Here is a 23,388-nt window from a genome sequence, read left to right as displayed (position 1 = left end):
GGCTGCGGGCGCTGTCGTTTGGGGCTCCCGGTCAGGTATCTCTCAGCGGCTCAGGGTCTCTCCCCGGCCAGCCGCGGCTCGCGCTCGAGTTCGACGCCGAAGCGCTCGCGCACCCGGTCGGCGACGCGCCCGGCAAAGCCCAGCAGCTCCTCGGCGCTGCCGCCGCCGAAGTGGACCAGCACCAGGGCCTGGCGGTCATGCACACCGAAGTGCTCCTCCCGCCAGCCCCTGAGGCCACAGCGGTCGATCAGCCACCCGGCGGCCAGCTTGACCCGTCCGTCCGGCTGGGGAAAGTGCGGCATGTCGGGCGACGCGGCGAGCAGGCGTGCGGCCTGCTCGCCCGCCACCAGGGGGTTCTTGAAGAAGCTGCCGGCATTGCCCAGCAAGGCGGGGTCGGGCAGCTTCTCGCGACGAATGGCACACACCGCCTCGGCCACCTCCAGGGCGCTGGGCGCGACGCCCACCCGGGCGGCCAGGTCGCCGTAGCCGAGTCGCGGGCGCGGCGAGCGGGAGAGCCGCATGACCAGCCGGGTGATCACCACCCGGCCGTCCAGCGCCCCCTTGAAGATGCTGTCGCGATAGCCCAGGGCGCAGTCGTCGGCAGACAGCACCGCCTCGCGACCGTCCTCGAGATGCACCAGGTGCACGGCCTCGAGCACCTCGCCGAGCTCCACGCCATAGGCACCGATGTTCTGGATCGGCGCGGCGCCGCAGTGGCCCGGGATGAGCGCCAGGTTCTCCGTGCCCCAGAGGCCCCGACCGGCCAGGGCCATCACCAGGTCATGCCAGACCACCGCGGCCTCGGCGTGGACGCGAACGCCGTCGCCCTCGCCCGCCTCCAGCCACCAGGCATCCATGGCCGGCCGCAGCACCAGGCCCGCCAGGCGGGCCGGCAGGATCAGGTTGCTGCCGCCGCCCAGCACCGTCAGCGGCCATGCCTCGCGACGGGCCAGCGCCAGGGCCTCTCTCAGCTCGGCCGTGGTCGTCGGCGCGGCGAAGTGCTCGGCGCGGCACGGCAGCCCCAGGGTATTGGCCCGGGAGAGGTCATGGTCGGCCTGGAGCGCCAGGCTCAAGGCCGGGCCTCCAGGCGGGCCTCGACGGCCTCCAGCAGCCCGCGGGACGCCGCCTCGACCAGGTCCAGCACCTCCTCGAAGCCGGCCTCACCGCCGTAGTAGGGGTCGGGGACGGCGCGGCCGGGCATCCCCGCAAACTCGAGGAAGAGCCCGACATGGGCCCGGCTGTCGGCGGGCCGGCGGGACTCGATGGCGGCCAGGTTGTCGTGGTCCATGGCCAGCAGGTAGTCGAAGGCCGCGAAGTCCGCGTCATCCAGCTGGCGGGCACGCAGCGCGGAGAGGTCGACGCCCCGGCGGGCCGCCGCTTCCCGGGCCCGGGCGTCCGGCCCCTTGCCTACATGCCAGTCGCCGATCCCGCAGGAGTCCACGTGGACCCGATGGGCCAGCCCGCGCTCGTCGAGCAGGCGGCGGAACACCCCCTCGGCGGTGGGGGAACGGCAGATGTTGCCGAGACAGACGAACAGCACTCTCATCAGGCACCTCCCTTGTCGTCATGGACATCGGCCAGCAGGGCGCGCACCCGCGCCAGGTCTTCCGCGGTGTCGACCCCGGCCGGATGCGGCTCGCGGGCCAGGGCCACCTGGATGGCATGGCCATGGTGCAGGGCGCGCAGCTGCTCGAGATGCTCGAGGCGCTCCAGGGGGGACGGCGTCCAGTCGCGGTAGTCGGCCAGGAAGCCGGCACGGTAGGCGTAGAGGCCGATGTGGCGCAGCCAGGCATCGGTCTCGAGCAGCTCGGGCCGGGCGGCGAAGGCGTCACGGTCCCAGGGGATCGGCGCGCGGGAAAAGTAGAGGGCTCGGCCGCTGAGCGCCCGCACCACCTTCACCACGTTGGGGTTGAACAGGCTCTCGACATCGCTGATCGGCTCGGCCAGGGTGGCGATGGAGGCCTCGGGGTCGTCGAAGAGCCGATCGGCGACCTGGTCGATCAGCCGCGGGGGGATCAGCGGCTCGTCGCCCTGAACGTTGACCAGCACGGCGTCGTCGGCGAGCCCCAGCCGCTCGGCCACCTCGCCCAGGCGGTCGGTCCCGGAGGGGTGATCGGCCCGGGTCATCAGCACCTCGGCCCCGCAGGGCAGCAACGCCTCGCGGATGCGCGCATCGTCGGTGGCCACCACCACCCGGGCGGCCAGGCTCTCGCAGGCCCGGCGCCAGACATGGGCCACCATGGGCTCGCCGGCGATCTCCGCCAGCGGCTTGCCGGGCAGCCGCGACGAGGCGAACCGCGCCGGGATGACGGCGATGTACTCGCGCGCCGCCATCACGCCTCTCCCGGGCGTCCGGGGGAGTCGTGGAGCTTCTCGTCGACGGAGAGCTCCCGTGCCTCCTCGGGCAGCATGACCGGGATGCCGTCACGCACCGGATAGGCCAGGCCATCGAAGAGACAGTGCAGCTCCCGGGCCTCGCGGTGATACTTGAGCTTGCCCTTGCAGAGCGGGCAGACCAGCATGGCCAATAGCTCCTTGTCCATTCTCGAACCTCCTGGGGCGACCCGCGGGTCAGCCGCTTGCTCCGCCTCGGGCAGTCTCCCGAGGCGCTCGAAATCGTTCCAGCCGCGCCTCGAACCAGGCCTCGAAGGCCGGATCCGGGGCAGCGACCACGTCCAGCACCCAGCTGTCGTCGGGGGCAAGGCCCCGGCACTTCACCGCATCCTTGGCGGTCATCACCAGCGGCCGGTCGTCGCCGAAGGCGAGGTCCTCGGCACGGAAGGCGTGGTGGTCCGCCATGGGGTGGGGGATCACCGCCACGCCGAGGGCTTCCAGGCTGGCGAAGAAGCGCGACGGGTTGCCGATGCCGGCGACGCCATGGACCGGACCCGCGAAGGGCAGCGGGGCCAGCGGACACCGCCGGCCATCGCCGAGCCGTCGCCAGCCCGACGGCACCAGCCGCATGCTGAAGGCCCCGTCCGGCGCCGCGAAGGCCGGCTCGCCGTTGACCATCACCGCGTCGACGCTCGCCAGCCGCGACAGAGGTTCGCGCAGCGGTCCCGCCGGCAGGCAGCGGCCGTTGCCGAACCCGCGCCGACCATCCACCACCACCAGTTCCAGGTCGCGCCCCAGCGCCAGATGCTGCAGGCCGTCGTCCGACAGCAGGATATCGCAGCCGGCCTCGAGCAGCAGGCGCGCGCCCCTCGGGCGGTCCGGATCCACCACCACGGGAAGGGCGGTCTGCTCCGCGAGCATCCGTGGCTCGTCACCGCACTGCGCCACCGGGGTATCGGCCGTGACCCGCAGCGGATAGGCCTCCGACCGTCCGCCGTAGCCGCGCGAGAGGATGCCCGGGCGCCAGCCCCGCTCGACCAGCCGGCCCGCGAGCCAGGCCACCAGCGGGGACTTGCCGGTGCCGCCGAGGGTGATGTTGCCCACCACGACCACCGGCACCGGCGCGCGCCACACCGGCCGGCGCCCCGCGGCGAAGGCCGCCGCCCGTCGGGCCACGGCGCGGCGGTACAGCGCCTCCAGCGGGCGCAGCGCGCGCAGCCAGCCGGCGCCGCCGTAGGCGGCCGCCAGCCAGCGCTCGCCCAGCCCGCCGCTCATGCCGACGGGGCCTCCTGGAACTGCAGGCGATGGAGGGCCGCCGCAAGTGCCCCCGTCGGCCAGCGCCTTCCCATGCTGTTCATGACGACGGCGCCTCCTGGAACTGCAGGCGATGAAGGGCCGCGTAGGCCCCGTCGCGGTCAATCAGCTCGGCGTGGCTGCCCTGCTCGACGATCTCGCCCTGCTCCATCACCAGGATGCGGTCGGCGCGCTCGATGGTCGACAGGCGATGGGCGATCACGAAGGTGGTCCGCCCTCGGCACACCTCCTCCAGGGCCGCCTGGATATGGCGCTCGGATTCGGTATCCAGCGCCGAGGTGGCCTCGTCGAGGATCAGCAGCGGGGCATCCTTGAAGATCGCGCGGGCGATGGCCAGGCGCTGGCGCTGGCCCCCGGAAAGCATCACCCCGTTGTCGCCGACCACGGTGGCATAGCCCCCCGGCAGGCGATCGATGAACTCGTCGGCATGGGCCGCCCGGGCGGCGGCCTCGATGGCGGCGGGGTCGGCATCGGGCTCCCCGTAGGCGATGTTGTCGGCGATGCTGGCGTTGAACAGGGTCACCTGCTGCGATACCAGGGCGATCTGGCGACGCAGCGGGGCCAGGCGGTACTCCTCCACGGGCACGCCGTCGATCAGCAGGCGGCCGGCGGTGGGCCGGTAGAAGCGCGGCAGCAGGCCCATCAGGGTCGACTTGCCGCTGCCCGAGCGGCCGACGATGGCCACCATCTCCCCCGGCGACACCTCGAGGTCGATCCCCTTGAGCACCTCGGGCTGGCCCTCGCCATAGGCGAAACGCACGCCCTCCAGGATCACCCGCCCCGCGAGCCGGCCCGGCTCGCGGGCGCCCTCGTCGCGCTCGGGCGGCTCGTCGAGCAGGCCGAACAGCTCGGCGGCCGCGGCGATGCCCTTCTGGATCTCGCTGTTGATCTCGGTCAGCTGGCGGACCGGCTTGGCCATCAGCGAGGCGGCGGTCACGAAGCCGACGAACTCGCCGGGGGTCATGTCGGCCATCAGGGCGGGCGACATGGCCAGCCACACCAGCACGGCCAGGGAGAGCGCCACCAGCAGCTGGATCACCGGGGTGCTGATGGCCTTGGTCAGCGCCTCCTTCATGCTCTGCTGGCGGTTGTAGTCACTGGCCGCGGCGAAGCGCGCCTTCTCGAAGGCCTCGGCCCCGTGGGTACGCACCACCCGATAGCCGGAGAGGGCCTCCGAGGCCACGTGGGTGACGTCGCCCATGGAGGCCTGGATGCGGCTCGAGATGCGCCGGAACCGCTTGCTGGCATAGCTGACCACGCCGCCGATCAGCGGGGTCACCGCCAGGAACAGCAGCGTCAGCATCCAGTTGGTCCACAGCAGGTAGCTCACCAGGCCGATGACGAAGAGGCCTTCCCGCAGCAGGATGGTGATCGCCTTGGTGGCCGCGCCGGTGACCTGCTCCACGTGGTAGGTGACCCGCGAGATCAGGTGGCCGCTGGAGTGGGTGTCGAAGAAGCGCCCCGGCAGGTGCAGCATGTGGTTGAACACGTTGCAGCGCAGCGCATGGACCACGTTGCGGGCCACGTTGCTCATGTAGTAGGTGCCGAGGAAGGTGCCGAGCCCGCGGGCGGCGAACATGCCGACCACGAACAGCGGCAGGAACAGCCGGAAGCCGGCATCGGGGTTCTGGATGCCATCGATCAGCCGCTTCATCATCTCCGCCAGGGCGGTGCTCGAGGCGGCATAGATGGCATAGCCGAGGATGGCCAGGGCAAAGGAGCGCCAGTGCGGCCGCACGTAGCCCAGCAGCTGCCGGTAGAGCGTCCAGCCCGAATGGTGTGGGGTCCCGTCCTGGTTCACGGTGTCTCCGCTTGAGTGGATGAAGCCTCGGTGGTGGCGATGCGCACCTGGCGGATGCCCTGCAGGCCGGCCTGGTCGAGGGCGCGCACCACGTCGGCGTGGCGTGCCCGGGCATCGGCCTCCACCACCAGGCCGTGCTCCCGGGCCTGTTCGGCCTCGGCGGCCAGGGCGTCACCGAGGGCGGCGGCGGAGAGGTCGCGCTCGCCGAGCCGGTAGCGGCCCTCGGCGGTGATCACAAGGGTCACCGGCGACGCCTCCGCGGCCAGCCCGCTGGCGCTCTCGGGGAGCTCCAGCTCCAGGGCCTGGCGGGTCTCGAAGGTGGTCGAGACCATGAAGAAGATCAGCAGCAGGAAGACCACGTCGATCAGCGGCGTGAGGTTCACCTCTACCGGATCGCGTCGGGTGCGAGGCAACCTCACGGCTGCCGCACCCGGGGCGCGATGCGCCCGTCGGCCTCCTGGCGCTCGGCCTCGGCCTCGTGGCGCTCCGCCAGGGTCAGCTCACCCGGATAGTGGGCCAGGAACTCCACCACCTGACCGGCCTGCTCCTCCATGCGCACGGTGATGTCCTCTACCCGGCGCTGGAAGTACCGATGGAACATCAGCGCCGGGATCGCCACGGTGAGGCCCGCCGCCGTGGTGACCAGGGCGCGGGAGATGCCACCGGCCAGGTCGGCGGTGCGGCTGGCCCCGTCGCCCGAGACGATCACCGAGAACACCTCGATCATGCCCACCACGGTGCCCAGCAGGCCGATCAGCGGTGCAATGGCGGCGATGGTGCCCAGCGGGCTGAGGAAGCGCTCCATGTCGTGGATCACCGCGGTGCCGGCCTCCTGCAGCCGCGCCCTCACCTGCTCATGGCCAAGCCGGGCATTGCGCAGCCCCGCGGCCAGCACGCCACCCAGTGGCGAATGACTCTCGAGCCAGTAGAGGTTCACCTGGCCGCGGGCCACCAGCGAGCAGACCTCCTGCCCCAGCCCCATGGGGGCGATGCGCCCGGCGCGCAGGGTCCACAGCCGTTCGATGATGATCACCGTGGCCAGCAGCGAGCAGCCGAGCAGCGGCAGCATCAGCCAGCCCCCGGCGATCAGGGCCTCCATCATGTCCATGCGCTTCCCCCTGCAGATGCCCGGTCTCTCGAGCCCGGTTACTCGGGAGATTCTAACGCAAGGCAGCCCCCTTCGACACCGCCGTGCCGCCAGGGTAGCGGATGCTCCCCCCGCACCCTCGCCGCCTGGCCATCCCCCAGCCACAGGGTGACGGCGCCGTCGTGGGCGGTGCTCCACAGGCAGCTGCCGACGCCACGGAAGCGTCGCACCACGCCGTCATCCGGGTGGCCGAAGGGATTGTGGCGCCCCGCGCTGAAGACCACGTGCTGCGGCACCAGGTGCTGGACAAGCTGCGGCCCGGAGCTGGTGCGGCTGCCGTGATGGCCGGCCACCAGCGCCGTCAGCGGCGCCTCGGCCTCGAGCAGGAAGGCGCGTTCCACCTCGCGCCCGACGTCCCCGGTGACCAGCAGCCGCTGGCCGCCGGCACTGGCCTCGAGCACGCAGGAGCGGTCGTTGCTGGACAAGCCGGCGGTGTCGGCCGGCGGCCACAGGAAGCGAAAGCGCACCCCGTCGCGCTCCCAGGCGTCACCCGCCCGGCAGGGCGTGAAGGCCACGTCGAGCGTCTCGCCGGGGGGCGCCAGGAAGTCTCCGACCCGGTGCCGGTCGACCAGCCCCCCTACCCCGCCGGCATGGTCCAGGTCAGCGTGGCTGATGATCACCCGGTCGAACCGCTGGCCGGGCGGCCAGAGGGTCTCGAGGGGCGTGAAGCCAGAGCCGAAGCGCGGCCCGGCGTCATAGAGCGCCCGGTAACCGGCGGTACGCAGCTCGATCAGCTGCCCCTGGCCGACGTCATGGACCCGCACCCGCAGCTCGCCGGGCGCCAGCTCGGGCGGGGGCGTGGTGATCGCCGGCACCGCCAGCAGCACCAGGGAACCGACCAGGCGCAGCGCCCGGGCCAGCCCCGGCAGGACCCAGAGCAGCGCCATGAGCCCCAGCGCCAGGGCCAGCGGCGTCACCTGGTCGGGGGACGGCAGCCAGAGCGGCAGCCACTCGACCGCCAGCTCGAGCAGCCCGGTCAGGAGCTCGACCAGGCGACCGAACAGCCACCAGCAGAGCGTCGAGAGCGGCGCCAGCGGGGCGCTCAGCCAGCCCAGCAGGCCGAGCGGCACCATCAGGCTGCTCACCAGCGGCACGGCCAGGAGGTTCACCAGCGGCGCCGCCGGGGCCAGCCGGGCAAAGGCGACGAGCACGGCGGCGGCCATCAGCGGGGCCAGCAGCAGCTGGGTGCGCACCAGAGCCCGGAGCCAGCCGCGCAGCCCGTGCGGTCGGGGCCTGCCCTGCCAGATCAGGATCAGCAGCGCCACCGCCAGGAAGGAGAGCCATAGCCCCGGCCGCCAGGCGGAACGGGGATCGACCAGCAGCACCAGGGCCAGCGCCAGCCACCAGCCCTGCCAGGGCCCCGGCGCGTGCCGGCCGCTGGCCACCCAGAGCCCCACCAGGGTCATGATCATGGCGCGCATGGCCGGTGGTTCGAGGCCGGCCAGGCCGGCATAGGCCACCGCGGCCGCCCCGGCGAGCCACCAGGGCCAGACCGCCAGCCGCCATCGCCCCGGCGTCGCCAGTCGCGCGGCACCGCGCCCCAGCAGCAGCACGAAGGTCGCCACCAGCCCCACGTGGAGCCCCGAGATCACCATCAGGTGCGTGGTGCCGCTGGCATTGAGCAGCGCCCAGTCGTCGGGGGTCAGGCGCTCGCTCGCCCCCAGGGTCAGGGCCGCCAGCCAGCGGGCGTGGCGCGGCGGGAGGTCGCGGGCATCGAGATGGGCCAGCGCCGGGCGGCGCAGGGAGAGTGCGGGCGGCGCCAGCCGCCGGGGCGGCGGATCGCGCCGCACGTAGCCGGTGGCCTGGATCCCCTCCCGCCAGAGCCAGGCACGGTAATCGAAGGTGTCGGGGTTGGCCAGGCCGGACGGCGGGCGCAGGCGCACGACCAGGGACCAGCGCTCGCCGGGCCGCATCGCCGGCGCCTCGTAGGCACTCAGCCGAACCCGCCGCAGGGCGTCGCAGGGCAGCCGGCCCTCGGCCAGCGAGGTACAGCTCTCGACGGCCAGGGTCAGCCGGGTGAGGCGCGCCTCCGGCGACACCTCGAGCAGCCGTCCCTCCACGGCCAGGTCCTCGCGCACCAGGCCCTCGGGCAGGTCCGCGCCCCTTGCCAGCAGTACCGCGACGGCCACCGCGGCCATGGCCCCCAGCGGCAGCAGCCAGGCCCAGCGTCGCCCGGCCATTGCCCACAGCACGGCGAGGCCGAGGCCCTCCCCCAGGCCCGGCGGGGCTTGGCTCCCCAGCGCCACGCCGAACAGCACGGCCAGCGCCAGGGGAATGGCCAGTCCAAGCGGCATTCCGTTGCTCCCGGATGGTGCTCCGCCCCGCCCCGGTGGCCGCGACGGCAGCGCGATTCCGTGGAAGCGGCGGCATGGCAGGTGACATGGCTTGTATGGATAATAGCCCCCATCACGATGCCGCGAGCCCGATGTCATGCCGCGCCGCTTCCTCCAGCGCTACATGCCCCACCCCGACACGCTCAGGCGCCAGCGCTCGCTGCGTTTCATGGGTCACCTGATCGGCAATCCCGCCCTGTGGGTGCTGTCGCGCCGCAGCGTGGCCAACGCCTTCTCGGTGGGGCTGTTCAGCGCCATGCTGCCAATCCCCTTCCAGATGGTGGTGGCGGCCTTCGGCGCCTGGCTGGCCCGCTGCAACCTGCCGCTCTCGGTGGGCCTGGTGTGGATCACCAACCCGCTGACCATGCCGATCATCTTCTACGGCAACTATCGCCTCGGCGCCTGGCTGATGGACACCCCCGCCCGGGAGGCCCCCGAGCGCCTGTCCACCCGCTGGATCGCCGAGCAGATGGCCGACATCCTGCCGGCCCTGGCGGTGGGCTCGGTGGTCACTGCCGTGCTGCTGGCGATCCTCGGCAACGTGGTGATCCGCCTGCTGTGGCGCTGGCAGGTCTCGCGGAGCTGGAAGCAGCGTGCCCGGCGACGCCGCCGGCGCCGGGGCCGAGAGACGCCCTGAGCGACAACGCAAGCGGCCGGTGCCCGAGGGCACCGGCCGCGTTGCTTGCAGGGTACGTCGCGCCTCAGCGCTCGGTCGCGGCCTCGCGCGGCTGGGCGGTGAGCCGGCCTTCATCGAGACGCATCACCCGGTCCTGGTGGGCCGCCAGTGCGGGGTCGTGGGTCACCACCACGAAGGCACAGGCGGCGTTGCGGGCCAGGTCGTCCATCAGCGCGAGGATACTGGCCGCGGTGTGCTGGTCCAGGTTGCCGGTGGGCTCATCCATCAGCACCAGGCTCGGGTCGGTGACCAGGGCGCGGGCAATGGCCACCCGCTGGCGCTCTCCCCCCGAGAGCTCGCCAGGCTTGTGGTCGGCACGCGCCGCCATGCCGACCTTGTCCAGCAGTTCGCGGGCCCGCACCTCGGCGGCCTTCTTGCTCAGCCCGCGCACGATCAGCGGCAGGGCCGCATTCTCCAGCGCGGTGAACTCGGCCAGCAGGTGGTGGAACTGGTAGACGAAGCCGATATGGCGATTGCGGAAGCGTCCCAGCGCCGCCTCGCCCAGCGCCAGCAGCGACTCGCCGGCGATCCGCACCTCGCCCCGGCTGGGCCGGTCGAGCCCGCCCAGCAGGTTGAGCAGCGTGGTCTTGCCGGAGCCGGAGCTGCCGACGATGGCCACCCGCTCCCCGGCATGCACCTTCAGCGCCAGGCCGTCGAGCACGGTGATGTCCTGGGGCCCCTCGCGGTAGATCCGGGTCAGGTCGTGGCACTCCAGCATCGGCTGGCCGGCGGTGCGCTCCATCGGGCGCTCCTCGTTGCGTGTCGTGTCCATGTTCGGCTCACTCATAGCGCAGCACCTCGGCCGGCTGGACGCGCGCCGCGCGCCAGGCGGGATAGAGGGTCGACAGGAAGGTCAGGCCCAGCGCGGCCGTGACGATGTCGCGCACATCCGTCCAGTCGAGCCGCGAGGGCAGGTTGCTGATGAAGTAGACCCCGGCATCGAGGAACTGGATGCCGAACAGGCTCTCGACCCCGTCGATGATGTCGGAGATGGTCAGGGCCAGCAGCACGCCCAGCCCCACCCCGATCAGGATGCCGATCACCCCGATGGCCAGCCCCTGGACGATGAAGATGCCCATGATCGACCTCGGCGTGGCCCCGATGGTGCGCAGGATGGCGATATCGGCATGCTTGTCGGTGACCACCATCACCAGGGTCGAGACGATGTTGAAGGCGGCCACGGCGATGATCACCGTGAGCAGCAGCGCAATCATGCGCTTCTCCATCTGGATCGCCTGGAAGAGGTTGCCGTGGGAGAAGGTCCAGTCGACGCCGCGATAGCCCGGGCCCAGCTCGTCGATGATCGCGCGGGTCTCGCTGCCGGCCATGAAGAGGTCATCGAGCTCCAGGCGCAGGCCACCCACCGCCTCGCCCAGGCGCGCCAGGGTCTGCATATCCTCGATATTGGCATAGGCCAGGCCGGCGTCGAGGTCGGCGCCGACGTTGAAGATGCCGCTCACCGTGAAGCGCTTCAGGCGCGGGAAGACCCCCGCGGGGGTGATCGAGGCCTCGGGGACCAGCAGGGTCACCCGGTCGCCCACGCCGACCCCGAGCCGTCGGGCCAGGATCGAGCCGAGCACGATGTTCCACTCGCCGGGCTCCAGGTCGGCCAGGCTGCCCTGCTGCATGTGGCGGCCGATGATCGAGACGCGATCCTCCCACTCCGGGTGGATGCCATTGACCATGGCGCCCTGGTTGCGTCCGCCCACCGAGAACATGCCCTGCTGCTCCACGTAGGGCGCCGCGCCGATGACCCGCTCGCGCTCCATCAGGCGTTCGGCCAGCGACTCCCACTCCACCATGCCGGTGCGCGACTCCACCTTGGCGTGGGGCACCATGCCCAGGATGCGCGTGCGCAGCTCGTGGTCGAAGCCGTTCATCACGGAGAGCACGAGGATCAGCACGGCCACGCCCAGCATGAGGCCCAGCATGGAGGTCAGGGAGATGAAGGAGATGAAGTGGTTGCGGCGCTTGGCGCGCACATAGCGCAACCCGATCAGGAAGGGCAGTCGGTCGAGCATGGTGGCGTTCCTTGTCGGCGGGCGCCCATGGTAAGGCTTTTCGTGCGCCGCTGCATCGGGGGTGGCTGCGCCTTGCCGCGGATTTGCACCCTGGCCGCTCAGGCCAGGCGTGAGTCCCCCCGCGGCTGCGGCGCCGGCATGCCGATGCAGGCCCCCTGGGCATGGTCGATGCCCAGCTCGCGCACCAGGGCCAGCACCTCGGGGCTGTGGACGAACTCGGCCACCGTCTGCAGGCCCAGCTCCCGGGCGAAACGCACGATGCCCCGGGTCAGGGTCAGGGCGCCCGGGTCACGGTCCAGATGGCGGATCAGGCTACCGTCGATCTTCAGCAGGTCGACGTCCAGGCGCAGCAGGTGCTCGAAGTTGGCGTAGCCGGTGCCGAAGTCATCGATGGCGATGCCCACGCCCAGCGCCCGGGCCCGGGCGATGACGGCGCCGACCGCCGCATAGTCCTCGATGCCCTCCGACTCGAGGAGCTCGAGGATCAGCCGCTCGCCGAGGCCGCTCTCGGCCACCCGGGCGAGCAGCGGTTCGCTGATCTCGGGGTCCAGCAGGTCCTCGGCGGAGAGGTTGAGGGAGAAGGCCCCGTCGCTGTCGCGCATGGCCTCCAGGCAGCGCTCGACCATGGTCAGCGTCAACCGCCGGTGCAGCCGGCTGCGCCGGGCCACCTCCAGGAACTGGCCCGGGCCCACCGGCTCGCCGGCCTCGTCGATCAGTCGCATCAGGCACTCGTGCTTGGCGACCCGGCCGCTGGCCAGGTCGAGGATCGGCTGGAAGTAGGCGACGATCCGCCCCTCCTCCAGGGCCGTCGTCAGCCGATTGGCCCAGGCCAGGTTCTGCTCGTAGCCTTCGCGCATGCGACTCGCGGGGTCGTGGATCCGATAGCCCAGCTGCTGCTCCCGCGCCTGGCGCAGCGCCATACCGGCGGCGCTGAGGAGCCCCTCGCGCCCCCCCTCCTCCAGCTGCCAGGTGGCGGCCAGCCCCAGGGTGGCATGCAGCGGCAGCTCCTGGCCCCGCCAGACGAGGCGGGTGCTCCCCACCGCCGACTGGAGCGCCTGCAGGCGCCCCGGCAACGCTTCCGGCGGGAGGCGCCCCGGCAGCCAGATCGCCTGCTCGTCGGCGGGCATGCGGTAGAGCCGGCTGCCGCGCCACTCGGGCAGCGCCAGCAACGCCCCGAGCCGGGCGACCATGTGGCGGATCACCTGGTCGCCGCACTCGTGGCCGAACACTCCATTGAACTGCTTGAAGCCATCGACGTTGACCAGCACCAGCGCCCCCGGACGCTGCTCCTCGAGGTCGGCCAGCAGCCGGGCCCGGTTGGGCAGGCCGGTGAGCGGGTCGGTATAGAGGGTGCGCAGCCGGCGCAGCATGCCGGCGACGCGCAGCAGGATCACCACCGCCAGCAGCAGCACGCCCGCACCGACGGCGGACATGATGCGCAGGTTGGCCTGGCGCATGGGCACCAGCACCGCATCGATCTCGGCCTGGGGCACGCCGATGCCGAACACCATGCCGGCCCGGGTAGTGGCATGCAGCAGCGTCCAGGCCTCGCCCTCCAGGGCCAGGGACCGTCGCGCCTGCGCGTCCGTGGCGTCGCGATGCAGCTCCAGGTCGATGATCGCCTCGATCAGCGGCTGGGCACGGGCCTGGTCCTCCGCCCAGGCCAGGCTCGAGAGGTTGCGGTTCTCGCGGTCCACCAGGAAGGCGAAGGCGCTCGGGGTCACGTCCACGTCGCTGACCAGGCCGATGATGTCACCGGCCACCCAGTCGCTGGCCGCCATGCCCAGCAGCCGCCCCTCGGCGTCGACCACCGGGACACCGACGCTGACCACCACGTCGTCGATGCGTGACTTGAAGTAGGCGGCGGTCCAGTGAATGGCCGGGGCGCCCTCCCGCCAGGCGTCCAGGCGACGCCGCAGCCAGTCGGCCTCGTTCCAGCCGGCCTCCAGCGGCTCGACGCGCAGCGTCTCGCCGTCCCGCCAGGCATGCACGCCCAGCGTCAATGACGGGTCGGTGAGCCATAGGGTCACCCCCTGGGCATCGGGAAAGTCGACCAGCGCCTGGCGCAGGGCGGCCTCGACGGCCTCGCGCCCACCGTCCAGCGCCACCAGCAGCTCGCCGGTCCGCGCCAGGTCACGGGTGTTCTGCTCCATGCGCCGGTGGTGGGCATCGATGCGCCCACGGTTGGCCTGGAAGGTCTCGTGGATCTGGCGCTCGCGCAGTTCGGCCAGGGAGGACTCGGCGATGCGCAGATTCAGGCCGGAGAGCAGCCACATGCCGCCGAGGAAGAGCGCCACCAGCAGGGCCAGCAGCAGCATGATGACGTGGCGCCCGGCCAGCCCGGTGCCGGGAGGCCTCATGGCGTGGCCTCGAGATCATCGCCGTCGGCCGCCTCGGCGAGGGCCTCGAGGCGGGTGGCCGCCACTTCGTCGCCGTTGTCCGCGGCGCGCCGGAACCAGCGAATCGCCGACGCGGTGTCGCCCTCGAGTTCCTCCAGGCGGCCCATGTGGTGCTGGGCCCGAGCATCGCCCTGCTCGGCGGGGCCGGCGCACGCCTCGCGCGCCTGCTGGAGGTTGCGGATGGTGAAATAGAGATAGCAGTCGTTGGCCTGGCGGCGGTCCACCGCCTGCTCGACGTCGGCCTCCTCCGCGACTCGCGGGGCCGGTGTCGACTCGGCGGGTGGGGGCGTCGGGGCGGCCATGGCGGTCGACGCCTCTCGCTCCCTGACCCGCGCGAAGAAGGCATTGACGTCGGCCGGGCAGGAGTAGAGGTAGCCGCGGCGGTAGCGGTCCAGGTGCTCCCGCGTGGCCGGCCGTTCGCGGTAGCGCTCGGCCACCTCGGCACAGCGCCGGTCGCGCTCGCGGGAGAGCGTGACCAGCTGGTCGGCGTAGCGGGGATCGTCGCCGTGGGCCTCGAGGAAGCGGGTCAGCGGGTCGATCCAGGGCTGGGCCAGCAGCGCCTCCACCTCGGCCTCCCGCTCTGCCTCGTCGAGGGGCTCATCCTCCGGCCCGCCGGCGAGGCGGGCCAGCCGCTGCCCCTGGGTGCTGATCACCTCGCCCGAGCGGGACAGCCACTCGCTGGAAGTGGAGAGGACATCCTGGCCATCCGGCAGCCCGGCGCAACCGGCCAGCAGCAGGCCGCAGGCGGCAACAAGCGACAAGGGAGTGAGGGGACGCATGCAGCTCCTTAGCGACCGGGGAGTCGGTCGGCGTTCCCACAAGGATACCATTGCCACCGGAACGGAAAAGCACCTCGCGGCGAGCGGAGCAGACCGGCTATTGCATCCCGTGCCATTGCCCCCTACATTCGCGACCACACCCATGCCACCACGAGGCCCCGCACGATGGCCATCCGCCTGCTCCCCGAATGGCATCCCCAGGACGCCGTCCAGCTCACCTGGCCCGGCCCCGAGAGCGACTGGGCCCCCATGCTCGAGCGCATCGAGGCCACCCTCGAGGCCATGGTGGTCGCCATCACCCGCTACCAGTCGGTGCTGGTCAGCGTCCCCGACACCGCCACCCGCACCCACTTGGCCGGCCGCTTCGCGCACCTGGGCGTGCCCGGCGAGCGGCTGCGCCTGGTGGTGGCACCGGCCGACGACACCTGGGCCCGCGACCACGGCCCGCTGACCGTGGAGGAGAACGGCGCGCTGCGCCTGCATGACTACGTCTTCACCGGCTGGGGCGGCAAGTTTCCCGCCGGCCGGGACAACACCCTGACCCGTCGCCTGGCGGAGGCCGGCCTCTACGCCTGCCCGGTGAGCGAGCGCGGCCTGGTGCTGGAGGGCGGTGCCATCGAGAGCGACGGCGAGGGCACCCTGCTGACCACCGAGGCGTGCCTGCTCAACCCCAACCGCAATCCCGGCCTGGACCGCCAGGCGGTGGAGGACTGGCTGCACGAGGACTTCGGGGTCACCCGGGTGCTGTGGCTGGCCCACGGCCACCTGGAAGGCGACGACACCGACAGCCACGTGGACACCCTGGCGCGCTTCTGCGACCCGGGCACCATCGCCTATGTGCGCTGCGACGACCCCCGTGACCCGCACTTCCCGGCGCTCTCCGCCATGGAGGCCGAGCTCCGGGCGCTGCGCCGCATCGACGGCGAGCCCTACCGGCTGGTGCCGCTGCCCTGGCCGAGGCCCTGCCTCGACCCGGTGGACGGCCACCGCCTGCCGGCCACCTATGCCAACTTCCTTATCATCAACGGCGCCGTGCTGGTGCCCACCTACGGCGACGCCGCCGACACCCGGGCGCTCACCGCCCTGGCCGGCGCCTTCCCGGGGCGCGATATCATCCCCATCGATTGCCTAAGCGTGATCCGCCAGCACGGCAGCCTGCACTGCCTGACCATGCAGCTGCCCAAGGGCAGCCTGGCCATCGAGAAGACGGCCGCCACCTGAAGCAAGAGGCGCCGGGGACAGGTCGTCGCGGGGGTCCTTTTCCAGGGAAGGAAAAGGTAGCGTACAGGGAAGTATCCACAGCGCCCCCGCAGAGACCTGTCGCCGGACCCGCCTCGAGAAGAGACACACGAGGAGAATTCATCATGCCCCGCCATCTGAAGGTCGGCCTGGTCCAGCAGCCCGCCTGGCTCGACAAGGCCCGAAGCCTCGCCGAGAGCGAGGCCGGCATCCGCGAGCTGGCCGCCGCCGGCGCCGAGCTGGTCATGCTCCAGGAGCTGCATGCCACCCACTACTTCTGCCAGTACGAGGACACCGAGCTGTTCGACCTGGCCGAGCCCCTGGACGGCCCCACCGGCACGCGCCTGGCGGCACTGGCCGCGGAGCTCGACATCGTGCTGGTGGGCTCGCTGTTCGAGCGCCGCGCGCCGGGCCTCTACCACAACACCGCGGTGGTCTACGACCGCAAGCTCGGTGCCGTGGGCCACTACCGCAAGATGCACATCCCCGACGATCCCGGCTTCTACGAGAAGTTCTACTTCACCCCCGGGGATGCCGACGAGGCCCGCGGCCAGGGCTTTGCGCCCATCGACACCTCGGTGGGCCGGCTCGGCCTGCTGGTGTGCTGGGACCAGTGGTACCCCGAGGGCGCGCGGCTGATGGCGCTGGCCGGGGCGGAGCTGCTGCTCTATCCCACCGCCATCGGCTGGGACCCGGCGGACGACGACGCCGAGAAGACGCGCCAGAAGGACGCCTGGACGCTGATCCAGCGCAGCCATGGCGTGGCCAACGGGCTGCCGGTCATCGTCGCCAACCGGGTCGGCCACGAGCCGGACCACTCCGGCGTGGGCCGCGGCATCGACTTCTGGGGCGGCAGCTTCATCTGCGGCCCCCAGGGGGAGCTGCTGGCCCACGCCGGCGTCCAGGCCGAACGCCTGCTGGTGACCCTGGACATGGACCGCGGCGAGCAGGTCCGGCGCATCTGGCCGTACCTCCGGGACCGCCGCATCGACGCCTATGGGGATCTCACGCGGCGCTATCGGGACTGACAGCGCCTAGCGCCTAGCGCCTAGCGCCTAGCGCCTAGCGCCTAGCGCCTAGCGCCTAGCGCCTAGCGCCTAGCGCCTAGCAGGATAATGTCATCGGCATTTCTGGTATCAACGAAGAAACCCCGTCAGTTTTGAACTGACGGGGTTTCTGTTTATCAGCCTCGACACCTGCTGCCCGTCACCGAGCAGCTGGGCGCCGGGCGCTCGGCGCGGGTTACTTCCAGAAATCGCGGATCGAGGCGATCCCCTGGGCGCCCACGGCACGGGCATGATTGGCATCGAAGCGTGTCATCCCGCCCAGCGCGAAGACCGGCATGGCGGCTCGCTCGACCAGCTCCTGGAAGTCATGCCAGCCCATGGGCGGCACCTCCGGGTGCGAGGGGGTGGTACGCAGCGGCGAGAGGGTCACGAAGTCACAGCCCAGGCGGCCGGCCTGCACCAGCTGGGCCCGGTCGTGGGTCGAGGCGGAGAGCCACTTGCCCTCGGCGATGGGCCGGCGCTCCAGCGACATCAGCCGGTCGCTGGTCAGGTGGATGCCGTCGGCCTCGACCCGCTCCAGCAGCGCAGGCTCGCCGTTGAGCAGCAGGCGCGCGCCATGCTGCCGACACAGCGCCAGCGAGGCCTCCGCCCGGGCAACATACGCCGCCTCGTCCAGCGACTTGGCACGCAGCTGCACCAGGCGCACGCCATCCTCCACCAAGGCACGCTCCAGGCGCTGGGCGAACAGCCCCTCGTCCGCTTCCTCGGCGGTGATCAGGTACTCGGTGGGCAGCATCACCGCTCTCAGGATCGGCAGGTTGGCCGCCGGGAACGGGTAGTTGACCAGGTCCTTCATCGGTACCCAGCGCACCGCCTGCCCCTCGCGGCCGAAGGGCTCTCCGGAGAAGTCGTGGACCTGCCAGACATCGAGCAGGATGTGCTTATCGGGATACTCGTGATGGATGCGGATCAGCGGCTGGGCGCGCTGGATCTCCACGCCCAGCTCCTCGTGGAGCTCGCGCTTGAGGCCGCCCAGGCCCGTCTCGTAGGGAGCCAGCTTGCCCCCGGGAAACTCCCACAGGCCGCCGTGATCGACATTGGACGGCCGGCGCGCGATAAGCACCTCGCCGCCGTCGGCGCTGATGATGGCGGCGGCCGCCACGTGCACCCTTCTCTTCACCATTGCGTTCATTCACCTTTCCCACTGGCCCGCGCCCGACGGCGCGGGGTTCTCTGTCTGGCGATGGGCGGCCTCCGCCACCCGATCAGCTGCGATAGTCGGCGTTGATGGTCACGTACTCGTGGGAGAGGTCCGAGGTCCACACCGTGGCACTCTCCTCGCCCCGCGCCAGGTCGATGCGGATGACGATCTCCTCGCGGGCCATCACCGCACTGCCCGCCTCCTCGGTATAGCCGGGCGCCCGCCCGCCCCCTTCCACCAGGCGAACCTCACCGAGGTCGATGGTCACCCGGGACACATCGAAATCCGCCACCGGGGCACGCCCCACCGCGGCCAGGATGCGTCCCCAGTTGGCATCCGAGGCGTACAGGGCGGTCTTGACCAGCGGCGAGTGGGCCACGGTGAAGGCCACGTCCAGCGCCTCGCGGCGGCTGGCCGCCGCGTTGACCTGCAGGGTGACGAACTTGGTCGCCCCCTCGCCGTCGCGGATGATCGCCTGGGCCAGCTCGGTCATCACCCGCTGCAGCCCGTTGCGGAACACCGTCAGGGACTCCTCCCCGGCGATGACCGCCCCGCGGCCGGTGCTGATCAGCATGCAGGCGTCGTTGGTGGAGGTGTCGCCGTCCACCGTGATGCAGTTGAAGGAGCGGTCCACGGTCTCGCGCAGCAGGGCGTCGAGCACCCCCTGCTCGATAGTGGCATCGGTGGCCACGAACGCCAGCATGGTGGCCATGTTGGGCTGGATCATCCCCGAGCCCTTGCTGATGCCGTTGATGGTCACGGTCTCGTCGCCCAGGGTCAGGGTCACGCTGGCCCCCTTGGGGCGGGTGTCGGTGGTCAGGATGCCCTCGCCGGCCAGCTGCCACGCCTCGGGGCCGTCGTCCAGGGCCTGGAGTGCCGCCGGCAGGCCGGCGACCAGCCGGTCCATGGGCAGCGGCTCGCCGATGACCCCGGTGGAGAACGGCAGCACGGCATGCTCCCCCACCCCGGCCAGCCGTGCCAGCTCGGCACAGGTGGCCCGGGCGTCACGCAGGCCCGTCTCGCCGGTGCCGGCGTTGGCGTTGCCGGTATTGACCACCAGGTAGCGCGCCCCCTCGCCCCGAGCCACGCAGGCCGCCTGGTGCTCGCGGGCCACCGTCACCGGGGCCGCGCAGAAGGCGTTGCGGGTGAAGCTGCCTGCCACCCTGGCGCCCTCGGGTATCTCGATCACCACCAGGTCGCGCCGGCCGGACTTCTTGATGCCGGCCATGGCGGTGCCCAGGCGCAGCCCCTCGATCACCGGCATCGCCGGAAAGCTCGCGTCACCCACTGCCATCGTCTCGTCTCCTGTCTGGTTGGCGTGCGCCGTGTTCAGCTCAGCTTGCCGCAGCACTGCTTGTACTTCTTGCCGGAGCCGCAGGGACAGGGATCGTTGCGCCCCACCTTGGGTCCCTCACGGCGCACCGGCCGACCATCGGCGCCGGGCGGTACCGCCGCCTCGTTGCCGGTGTCGCCGACGGCCGCCGCGGGCTCGTCGTGGCGGCTCGCCGCGCTGGCCTTCTCGCGCTCCAGCGCCTCGCGCCGCTGGCGCTCGAGCTCCTCGACCTCCTCGGGACGCCGCACCTGCACATGGCTCAGGATGCGGGTCACATCGGACTTGATGTTGGCCAGCAGGCTCTGGAACAGCTCGAAGGACTCGCGCTTGTACTCCTGCTTGGGGTTCTTCTGGGCATAGCCGCGCAGGTGGATGCCGCGCCGCAGGTGGTCCATGGACTGCAGGTGCTCCTTCCAGCGGGTGTCGAGCACCTGCAGCATCACCTGCTTCTCGAAGCGGCGCATCAGCTCGGCACCGGCCTCCTCCACCTTGGCCTGGTAGGTCTCGCGGTGCATCGCCTGCAGGCGCTCACGCAGCTGCTCCTCGTGGAAGCGCTCGTCCTCCTCGGCCCACTGCACCACCGGCGCCTCCAGGTGGAACTCGGCCTTGAGATGGTCCTGCAGCCCCGCGAGGTCCCACTGCTCGGGCAGGCTCTGGGGGGGCACGTAGTCGCTGATGGCCAGGTCGAAGACCTCCTCGCGGATCCCCATCACGGCGTCGGAGACGTCCTCGGCGGCGAGGATCTCGTTGCGCTGCTCGTAGATCACCCGCCGCTGGTCGTTGGCCACGTCGTCGTACTCGAGCAGCTGCTTGCGGATGTCGAAGTTGCGGCTCTCGACCTTCTTCTGGGCCCGCTCCACGGCGTTGGAGACCATCTTGTGCTCGATCGCCTCGCCGTGCTCCAGGCCCAGCGCCTTCATCATGCGCTGCACCCGGTCGGAGCCGAACAGCCGCATCAGGCTGTCCTCCAGCGACAGGAAGAAGCGCGTCGAGCCCGGGTCCCCCTGGCGGCCGGCCCGGCCGCGCAGCTGGTTGTCGATGCGCCGCGACTCGTGGCGCTCGGAGCCGACCACGTGCAGGCCGCCGGCGGCCAGCACCGCCTCGTGGCGCGCCTGCCACTCGGCCTTGAGGCGCTCGATCTGCTCGGGGCCGGGGTTGTCCAGCTTGGCCGCCTCGGCCTCCCAGTTGCCGCCCAGCACGATATCGGTGCCGCGGCCGGCCATGTTGGTGGCGATGGTGATCGCCCCGGGGCGACCGGCCTGGGCGATGATCTCCGCCTCGCTCTGGTGCTGCTTGGCGTTGAGCACGTTGAACGTCATCCCCGCCTGCTTCATCAGGTTGGCCAGGTACTCCGAGGTCTCGATGGACGCGGTGCCCACCAGCACCGGGCGTCCGGCCTCGGTCTCGGCCTGGACGTCCTTGATGATCGCCTCGAACTTCTCCTCGGCGGTGAGGTAGACCAGGTCGTTGAGGTCACGGCGGACCAGCGGCCTGTTGGTGGGGATCACCACCACGTCGAGGCCGTAGATCTGGCGGAACTCGAAGGCCTCGGTGTCGGCGGTGCCGGTCATCCCGGCCAGCTTGTCGTAGAGGCGGAAGTAGTTCTGGAAGGTGGTCGAGGCCAGGGTCTGGCTCTCGCGCTGGACCGTCACGCCCTCCTTGGCCTCCACCGCCTGGTGGAGCCCCTCGGACCAGCGGCGACCCGGCATGGTGCGGCCGGTGTGCTCGTCGACGATCACCACCTGGCCGTCGGCGACGATGTAGTCCACGTCACGATGGTAGAGGTGGCGGGCGCGCAGCGCGGAGTGCATGTGGTGCAGCAGGTTGAGGTTCTGGGCCGCGTAGAGGGACTCCTCCTCGCCCAGCAGCCCCTCGCCGCGCATCAGCTCCTCGACCTTGTTGTGGCCGGTCTCGGTGATCTCCACCTGCTTGTGCTTCTCGTCCAGGATGAAGTCACCTTCTACCGGCGCGTCGGCGTCTTCCGACACCTCACCCCGCACAAGATGCGCCGCCAGGCGGTCCACCACCCGGTAGAGCTCGGTGTTCTCGTCCACGGCACCGGAGATGATCAGCGGGGTGCGCGCCTCGTCGATCAGGATCGAGTCCACCTCGTCGACGATGGCGTAGTGGAGCCCGCGCTGCACCTTGTCCTCCAGGGAGAAGGCCATGTTGTCGCGCAGGTAGTCGAAGCCGAACTCGTTGTTGGTGCCGTAGGTGATGTCGCAGGCGTAGGCCGCGCGCTTCTCCTCGGAGGTCTGGCCAGAGAAGATGATGCCCACCGAGAGCCCGAGGAACTCGTACAGGGGACGCATCCACTCGGCGTCGCGACGGGCCAGGTAGTCGTTGACCGTGACCACGTGGACCCCCTTGCCCGGCAGGGCATTGAGGTAGACGGCGAGCGTCGCCACCAGGGTCTTGCCCTCGCCGGTCTTCATCTCGGCGATGCGGCCATTGTGCAGCGTCATGCCGCCGACCATCTGCACGTCGAAGTGGCGCATGCCCATCACCCGCTTGCCGGCCTCGCGGACGGTGGCAAAGGCCTCGGGAAGCAGGCCGTCGAGGGGCTCGCCGGCCTCCAGGCGGCCGCGGAAGTCGGCGGTGCGCGCCTGCAGGGTGGCGTCGTCCAGCGCCTCGAGCTCGCTCTCCAACGCCGTGACCCGGTCGACCTGGCGGCCCATGCGCTTGACTTCACGGTCGTTCTTGGAGCCGACGACCTTGCGTAACAGGGAGTTGATCATGAAAGGTCCAGTTTCTGCGTGTGGCATCGTGCCGGCGCCCGCGGCGGCCGGCCGTTCAGTTCGGGGATGGCTCAGCGTGCCCACGCAGGGGGGCCACGACGCGTAAGCACGTCGTGGGCGGCCGTGGCCCGCCGCTGCGGCCACGGCAGGAAGGGAAGGCGCGCGGGGGGCGCCAGGCAGACGGGCCCGACAGGCCAGCGCACCAGGGCGCGCCGGCGTGCCTGGAGGCGCGAGCTCGCGCGGATGAGCGCCGGGGCAAGAATGCAGATCTGCACGATCCGCTCGGCATGGCGCAGCCCATCGGCGTGGGCCAGGCCGGCCGGCAGCAGGCAACCCACCAGCAGCCCGGCCAGCCACCAGCGCGCCGGCCGGCGCGGCGTCGAGCGCTGCGACGGGGCACCGGGCGCATCGGCCAGCGGGCGGTCGAGGGGGGCACAGGGCATGGCTGTCGAGGGACTCCCGAGCGTGCTAGGCTTTCGATCCAGAAGGCAAGGCCCATGCCGGCTCCGGCCGAGCCGAACCCAGGCGAAAGCCCCGAGAAACAAGCCCATGAGTATAAAGGTTAAGCGCGCGCGAGCCCAGTCCATGTCCCGACTCCTGGAGGGTCGCGGCGAGCTCGGGTCGCTGATGCGCACGGCCAGGATGATCGAGCGCGCCCAGCAGCACCTGCGCGACCATCTGCCCGAGGAGGTGCGCGAGCACCTCCACGTGGGCGGCTTCCGTGACGGGCGACTCACCCTGATCACCGACCGGGCCGTATGGCTGACCTGGCTGCGCTACGAGCAGCGTCGGCTGCTCGGCCTGCTGCACCAGCTGCACGGCTTCGAGGCGGTCAACGGCTTCCAGTTCAAGGTGCGCCCGGTGCGCCCGGTCAAGGTGCCCCTGCGCCAGGTGCGCGACCTGCCCCTGCACGCCGCCGACGAGCTGGCCAGCTGTGCCGCCGACGTGGAGGATCCGCGGCTGAAGCGCGCGCTGGAGCGCCTCGCCTCCCATGCCGAGCGCCACTGAGCCCTGACACGACGACGCCGCCCCCTGCCGGGGGCGGCGTCGTCGATGCCTGGCTCGA

General features: G+C 71.4%; 21 protein-coding genes. 4 read left to right on the top strand and 17 right to left on the bottom strand.

Going from position 1 to position 23,388, the window contains the following annotated elements; all coding sequences use genetic code 11:
• Positions 1-50: 50 nt before the first annotated feature.
• The 9 genes from murB to BDK63_RS04440 all read right to left on the bottom strand — a co-directional run bounded on the left by murB (position 51) and on the right by BDK63_RS04440 (position 8,890).
• The gene (gene murB / locus BDK63_RS04480) at positions 51-1,073 is read right to left on the bottom strand and encodes a UDP-N-acetylmuramate dehydrogenase (protein WP_183330144.1); all 1,023 of its coding nucleotides are present in this window, start codon (positions 1,071-1,073) and stop codon (positions 51-53) included.
• Entirely contained in the window at positions 1,070-1,546 is a 477-nt protein-coding gene (locus tag BDK63_RS04475) for a low molecular weight protein-tyrosine-phosphatase (protein WP_183330143.1), read from the bottom strand. Before BDK63_RS04475 ends, murB begins: the two co-directional genes overlap by 4 nt.
• Positions 1,546-2,334, bottom strand: coding sequence for a 3-deoxy-manno-octulosonate cytidylyltransferase (gene kdsB / locus BDK63_RS04470; protein WP_183330142.1), 789 nt, complete (start codon positions 2,332-2,334; stop codon positions 1,546-1,548). The genes BDK63_RS04475 and kdsB overlap by 1 nt, the downstream gene beginning before the upstream one ends.
• Entirely contained in the window at positions 2,334-2,543 is a 210-nt protein-coding gene (locus BDK63_RS04465) for a Trm112 family protein (protein ID WP_183330141.1), read from the bottom strand. Before BDK63_RS04465 ends, kdsB begins: the two co-directional genes overlap by 1 nt.
• Before the next feature lie 28 nt (positions 2,544-2,571).
• A complete protein-coding gene (gene lpxK / locus BDK63_RS04460) occupies positions 2,572-3,609 on the bottom strand; it encodes a tetraacyldisaccharide 4'-kinase (RefSeq protein ID WP_183330140.1) in 1,038 nt (345 codons plus the stop codon).
• Between the two features lie 79 nt (positions 3,610-3,688).
• Positions 3,689-5,449 carry a lipid A export permease/ATP-binding protein MsbA gene (gene msbA / locus BDK63_RS04455; RefSeq protein ID WP_183330139.1) on the bottom strand — a complete coding sequence of 587 codons (1,761 nt, stop codon included), beginning with the start codon at positions 5,447-5,449 and terminating at the stop codon, positions 3,689-3,691.
• Positions 5,446-5,868: a biopolymer transporter ExbD gene (locus tag BDK63_RS04450; protein WP_183330138.1), complete on the bottom strand. Its 423-nt coding sequence runs from the start codon at positions 5,866-5,868 to the stop codon at positions 5,446-5,448. Before BDK63_RS04450 ends, msbA begins: the two co-directional genes overlap by 4 nt.
• A complete protein-coding gene (locus BDK63_RS04445) occupies positions 5,865-6,557 on the bottom strand; it encodes a MotA/TolQ/ExbB proton channel family protein (RefSeq protein WP_183330136.1) in 693 nt (230 codons plus the stop codon). Before BDK63_RS04445 ends, BDK63_RS04450 begins: the two co-directional genes overlap by 4 nt.
• Before the next feature lie 38 nt (positions 6,558-6,595).
• Positions 6,596-8,890: a DNA internalization-related competence protein ComEC/Rec2 gene (locus BDK63_RS04440; protein WP_183330135.1), complete on the bottom strand. Its 2,295-nt coding sequence runs from the start codon at positions 8,888-8,890 to the stop codon at positions 6,596-6,598.
• A gap of 136 nt (positions 8,891-9,026) precedes the next feature.
• On the opposite strand from BDK63_RS04440, the gene BDK63_RS04435 reads away from it, so the two are divergent.
• Positions 9,027-9,566, top strand: a complete 540-nt coding sequence (locus BDK63_RS04435) for a DUF2062 domain-containing protein (RefSeq protein WP_183330133.1) — start codon at positions 9,027-9,029, stop codon at positions 9,564-9,566.
• 64 nt (positions 9,567-9,630) lie between these two features.
• On the opposite strand, the gene BDK63_RS04430 is transcribed toward BDK63_RS04435, so the two are convergent.
• The 4 genes from BDK63_RS04430 to BDK63_RS04415 all read right to left on the bottom strand — a co-directional run bounded on the left by BDK63_RS04430 (position 9,631) and on the right by BDK63_RS04415 (position 14,804).
• Positions 9,631-10,347, bottom strand: coding sequence for an ABC transporter ATP-binding protein (locus BDK63_RS04430; protein WP_183330220.1), 717 nt, complete (start codon positions 10,345-10,347; stop codon positions 9,631-9,633).
• Between the two features lie 37 nt (positions 10,348-10,384).
• On the bottom strand, positions 10,385-11,626 hold the full coding sequence (locus BDK63_RS04425; RefSeq protein ID WP_183330131.1) for a lipoprotein-releasing ABC transporter permease subunit: 1,242 nt from the start codon (positions 11,624-11,626) through the stop codon (positions 10,385-10,387).
• Positions 11,627-11,724: 98 nt separating this feature from the next.
• Complete coding sequence (locus BDK63_RS04420) at positions 11,725-13,986, bottom strand: bifunctional diguanylate cyclase/phosphodiesterase (protein ID WP_183330130.1); 2,262 nt, start codon at positions 13,984-13,986, stop codon at positions 11,725-11,727.
• Positions 13,983-14,804 carry a sel1 repeat family protein gene (locus BDK63_RS04415; RefSeq protein WP_183330128.1) on the bottom strand — a complete coding sequence of 274 codons (822 nt, stop codon included), beginning with the start codon at positions 14,802-14,804 and terminating at the stop codon, positions 13,983-13,985. The genes BDK63_RS04420 and BDK63_RS04415 overlap by 4 nt, the downstream gene beginning before the upstream one ends.
• 165 nt (positions 14,805-14,969) lie before the next feature.
• On the opposite strand from BDK63_RS04415, the gene BDK63_RS04410 reads away from it, so the two are divergent.
• Positions 14,970-16,025: an agmatine deiminase family protein gene (locus BDK63_RS04410; protein WP_183330126.1), complete on the top strand. Its 1,056-nt coding sequence runs from the start codon at positions 14,970-14,972 to the stop codon at positions 16,023-16,025.
• A gap of 143 nt (positions 16,026-16,168) precedes the next feature.
• Positions 16,169-17,071 (top strand): carbon-nitrogen hydrolase, encoded by a 903-nt coding sequence (locus BDK63_RS04405; RefSeq protein WP_183330125.1) that lies wholly within the window; start codon positions 16,169-16,171, stop codon positions 17,069-17,071.
• A gap of 214 nt (positions 17,072-17,285) precedes the next feature.
• On the opposite strand, the gene BDK63_RS04400 is transcribed toward BDK63_RS04405, so the two are convergent.
• The 4 genes from BDK63_RS04400 to BDK63_RS04385 all read right to left on the bottom strand — a co-directional run bounded on the left by BDK63_RS04400 (position 17,286) and on the right by BDK63_RS04385 (position 22,765).
• Positions 17,286-18,233 (bottom strand): Nudix family hydrolase, encoded by a 948-nt coding sequence (locus BDK63_RS04400; protein ID WP_183330219.1) that lies wholly within the window; start codon positions 18,231-18,233, stop codon positions 17,286-17,288.
• A gap of 82 nt (positions 18,234-18,315) precedes the next feature.
• Positions 18,316-19,545, bottom strand: a complete 1,230-nt coding sequence (gene argJ / locus BDK63_RS04395; RefSeq protein WP_183330124.1) for a bifunctional glutamate N-acetyltransferase/amino-acid acetyltransferase ArgJ — start codon at positions 19,543-19,545, stop codon at positions 18,316-18,318.
• Positions 19,546-19,580: 35 nt separating this feature from the next.
• Positions 19,581-22,322: a preprotein translocase subunit SecA gene (secA, locus tag BDK63_RS04390; RefSeq protein WP_183330122.1), complete on the bottom strand. Its 2,742-nt coding sequence runs from the start codon at positions 22,320-22,322 to the stop codon at positions 19,581-19,583.
• A 71-nt stretch (positions 22,323-22,393) separates the two neighbouring features.
• On the bottom strand, positions 22,394-22,765 hold the full coding sequence (locus tag BDK63_RS04385; RefSeq protein WP_246385805.1) for a hypothetical protein: 372 nt from the start codon (positions 22,763-22,765) through the stop codon (positions 22,394-22,396).
• Positions 22,766-22,907: 142 nt separating this feature from the next.
• Here BDK63_RS04385 and BDK63_RS04380 point away from each other — a divergent pair, with 142 nt between their 5' ends.
• On the top strand, positions 22,908-23,330 hold the full coding sequence (locus BDK63_RS04380) for a DUF721 domain-containing protein (RefSeq protein ID WP_246385803.1): 423 nt from the start codon (positions 22,908-22,910) through the stop codon (positions 23,328-23,330).
• Positions 23,331-23,388 lie beyond the last annotated feature (58 nt).

Source organism: Halomonas campaniensis, assembly GCF_014193375.1.
Taxonomy (GTDB): Bacteria; Pseudomonadota; Gammaproteobacteria; order Pseudomonadales; family Halomonadaceae; genus Halomonas; species Halomonas campaniensis.
Note: the sequence above shows the minus strand (reverse complement) of the source record. Positions and strands in the feature narration are given on the sequence as shown.

Excerpts from the sequence above, each read along its gene's own strand:
- kdsB (WP_183330142.1), bottom strand. The coding sequence starts at position 2,334 with ATGGCGGCGCGCGAGTACATCGCCGTCATCCCGGCGCGGTTCGCCTCG.
- BDK63_RS04410 (WP_183330126.1), top strand. The coding sequence starts at position 14,970 with ATGGCCATCCGCCTGCTCCCCGAATGGCATCCCCAGGACGCCGTCCAG.
- BDK63_RS04440 (WP_183330135.1), bottom strand. The coding sequence starts at position 8,890 with ATGCCGCTTGGACTGGCCATTCCCCTGGCGCTGGCCGTGCTGTTCGGC.
- BDK63_RS04430 (WP_183330220.1), bottom strand. The coding sequence starts at position 10,347 with ATGGAGCGCACCGCCGGCCAGCCGATGCTGGAGTGCCACGACCTGACC.
- argJ (WP_183330124.1), bottom strand. The coding sequence starts at position 19,545 with ATGGCAGTGGGTGACGCGAGCTTTCCGGCGATGCCGGTGATCGAGGGG.
- BDK63_RS04425 (WP_183330131.1), bottom strand. The coding sequence starts at position 11,626 with ATGCTCGACCGACTGCCCTTCCTGATCGGGTTGCGCTATGTGCGCGCC.
- lpxK (WP_183330140.1), bottom strand. The coding sequence starts at position 3,609 with ATGAGCGGCGGGCTGGGCGAGCGCTGGCTGGCGGCCGCCTACGGCGGC.
- secA (WP_183330122.1), bottom strand. The coding sequence starts at position 22,322 with ATGATCAACTCCCTGTTACGCAAGGTCGTCGGCTCCAAGAACGACCGT.
- BDK63_RS04475 (WP_183330143.1), bottom strand. The coding sequence starts at position 1,546 with ATGAGAGTGCTGTTCGTCTGTCTCGGCAACATCTGCCGTTCCCCCACC.
- BDK63_RS04435 (WP_183330133.1), top strand. The coding sequence starts at position 9,027 with ATGCCGCGCCGCTTCCTCCAGCGCTACATGCCCCACCCCGACACGCTC.
- BDK63_RS04420 (WP_183330130.1), bottom strand. The coding sequence starts at position 13,986 with ATGAGGCCTCCCGGCACCGGGCTGGCCGGGCGCCACGTCATCATGCTG.
- BDK63_RS04405 (WP_183330125.1), top strand. The coding sequence starts at position 16,169 with ATGCCCCGCCATCTGAAGGTCGGCCTGGTCCAGCAGCCCGCCTGGCTC.
- BDK63_RS04385 (WP_246385805.1), bottom strand. The coding sequence starts at position 22,765 with ATGCCCTGTGCCCCCCTCGACCGCCCGCTGGCCGATGCGCCCGGTGCC.
- BDK63_RS04400 (WP_183330219.1), bottom strand. The coding sequence starts at position 18,233 with ATGGTGAAGAGAAGGGTGCACGTGGCGGCCGCCGCCATCATCAGCGCC.
- BDK63_RS04445 (WP_183330136.1), bottom strand. The coding sequence starts at position 6,557 with ATGGACATGATGGAGGCCCTGATCGCCGGGGGCTGGCTGATGCTGCCG.
- BDK63_RS04380 (WP_246385803.1), top strand. The coding sequence starts at position 22,908 with ATGTCCCGACTCCTGGAGGGTCGCGGCGAGCTCGGGTCGCTGATGCGC.
- BDK63_RS04415 (WP_183330128.1), bottom strand. The coding sequence starts at position 14,804 with ATGCGTCCCCTCACTCCCTTGTCGCTTGTTGCCGCCTGCGGCCTGCTG.
- BDK63_RS04465 (WP_183330141.1), bottom strand. The coding sequence starts at position 2,543 with ATGGACAAGGAGCTATTGGCCATGCTGGTCTGCCCGCTCTGCAAGGGC.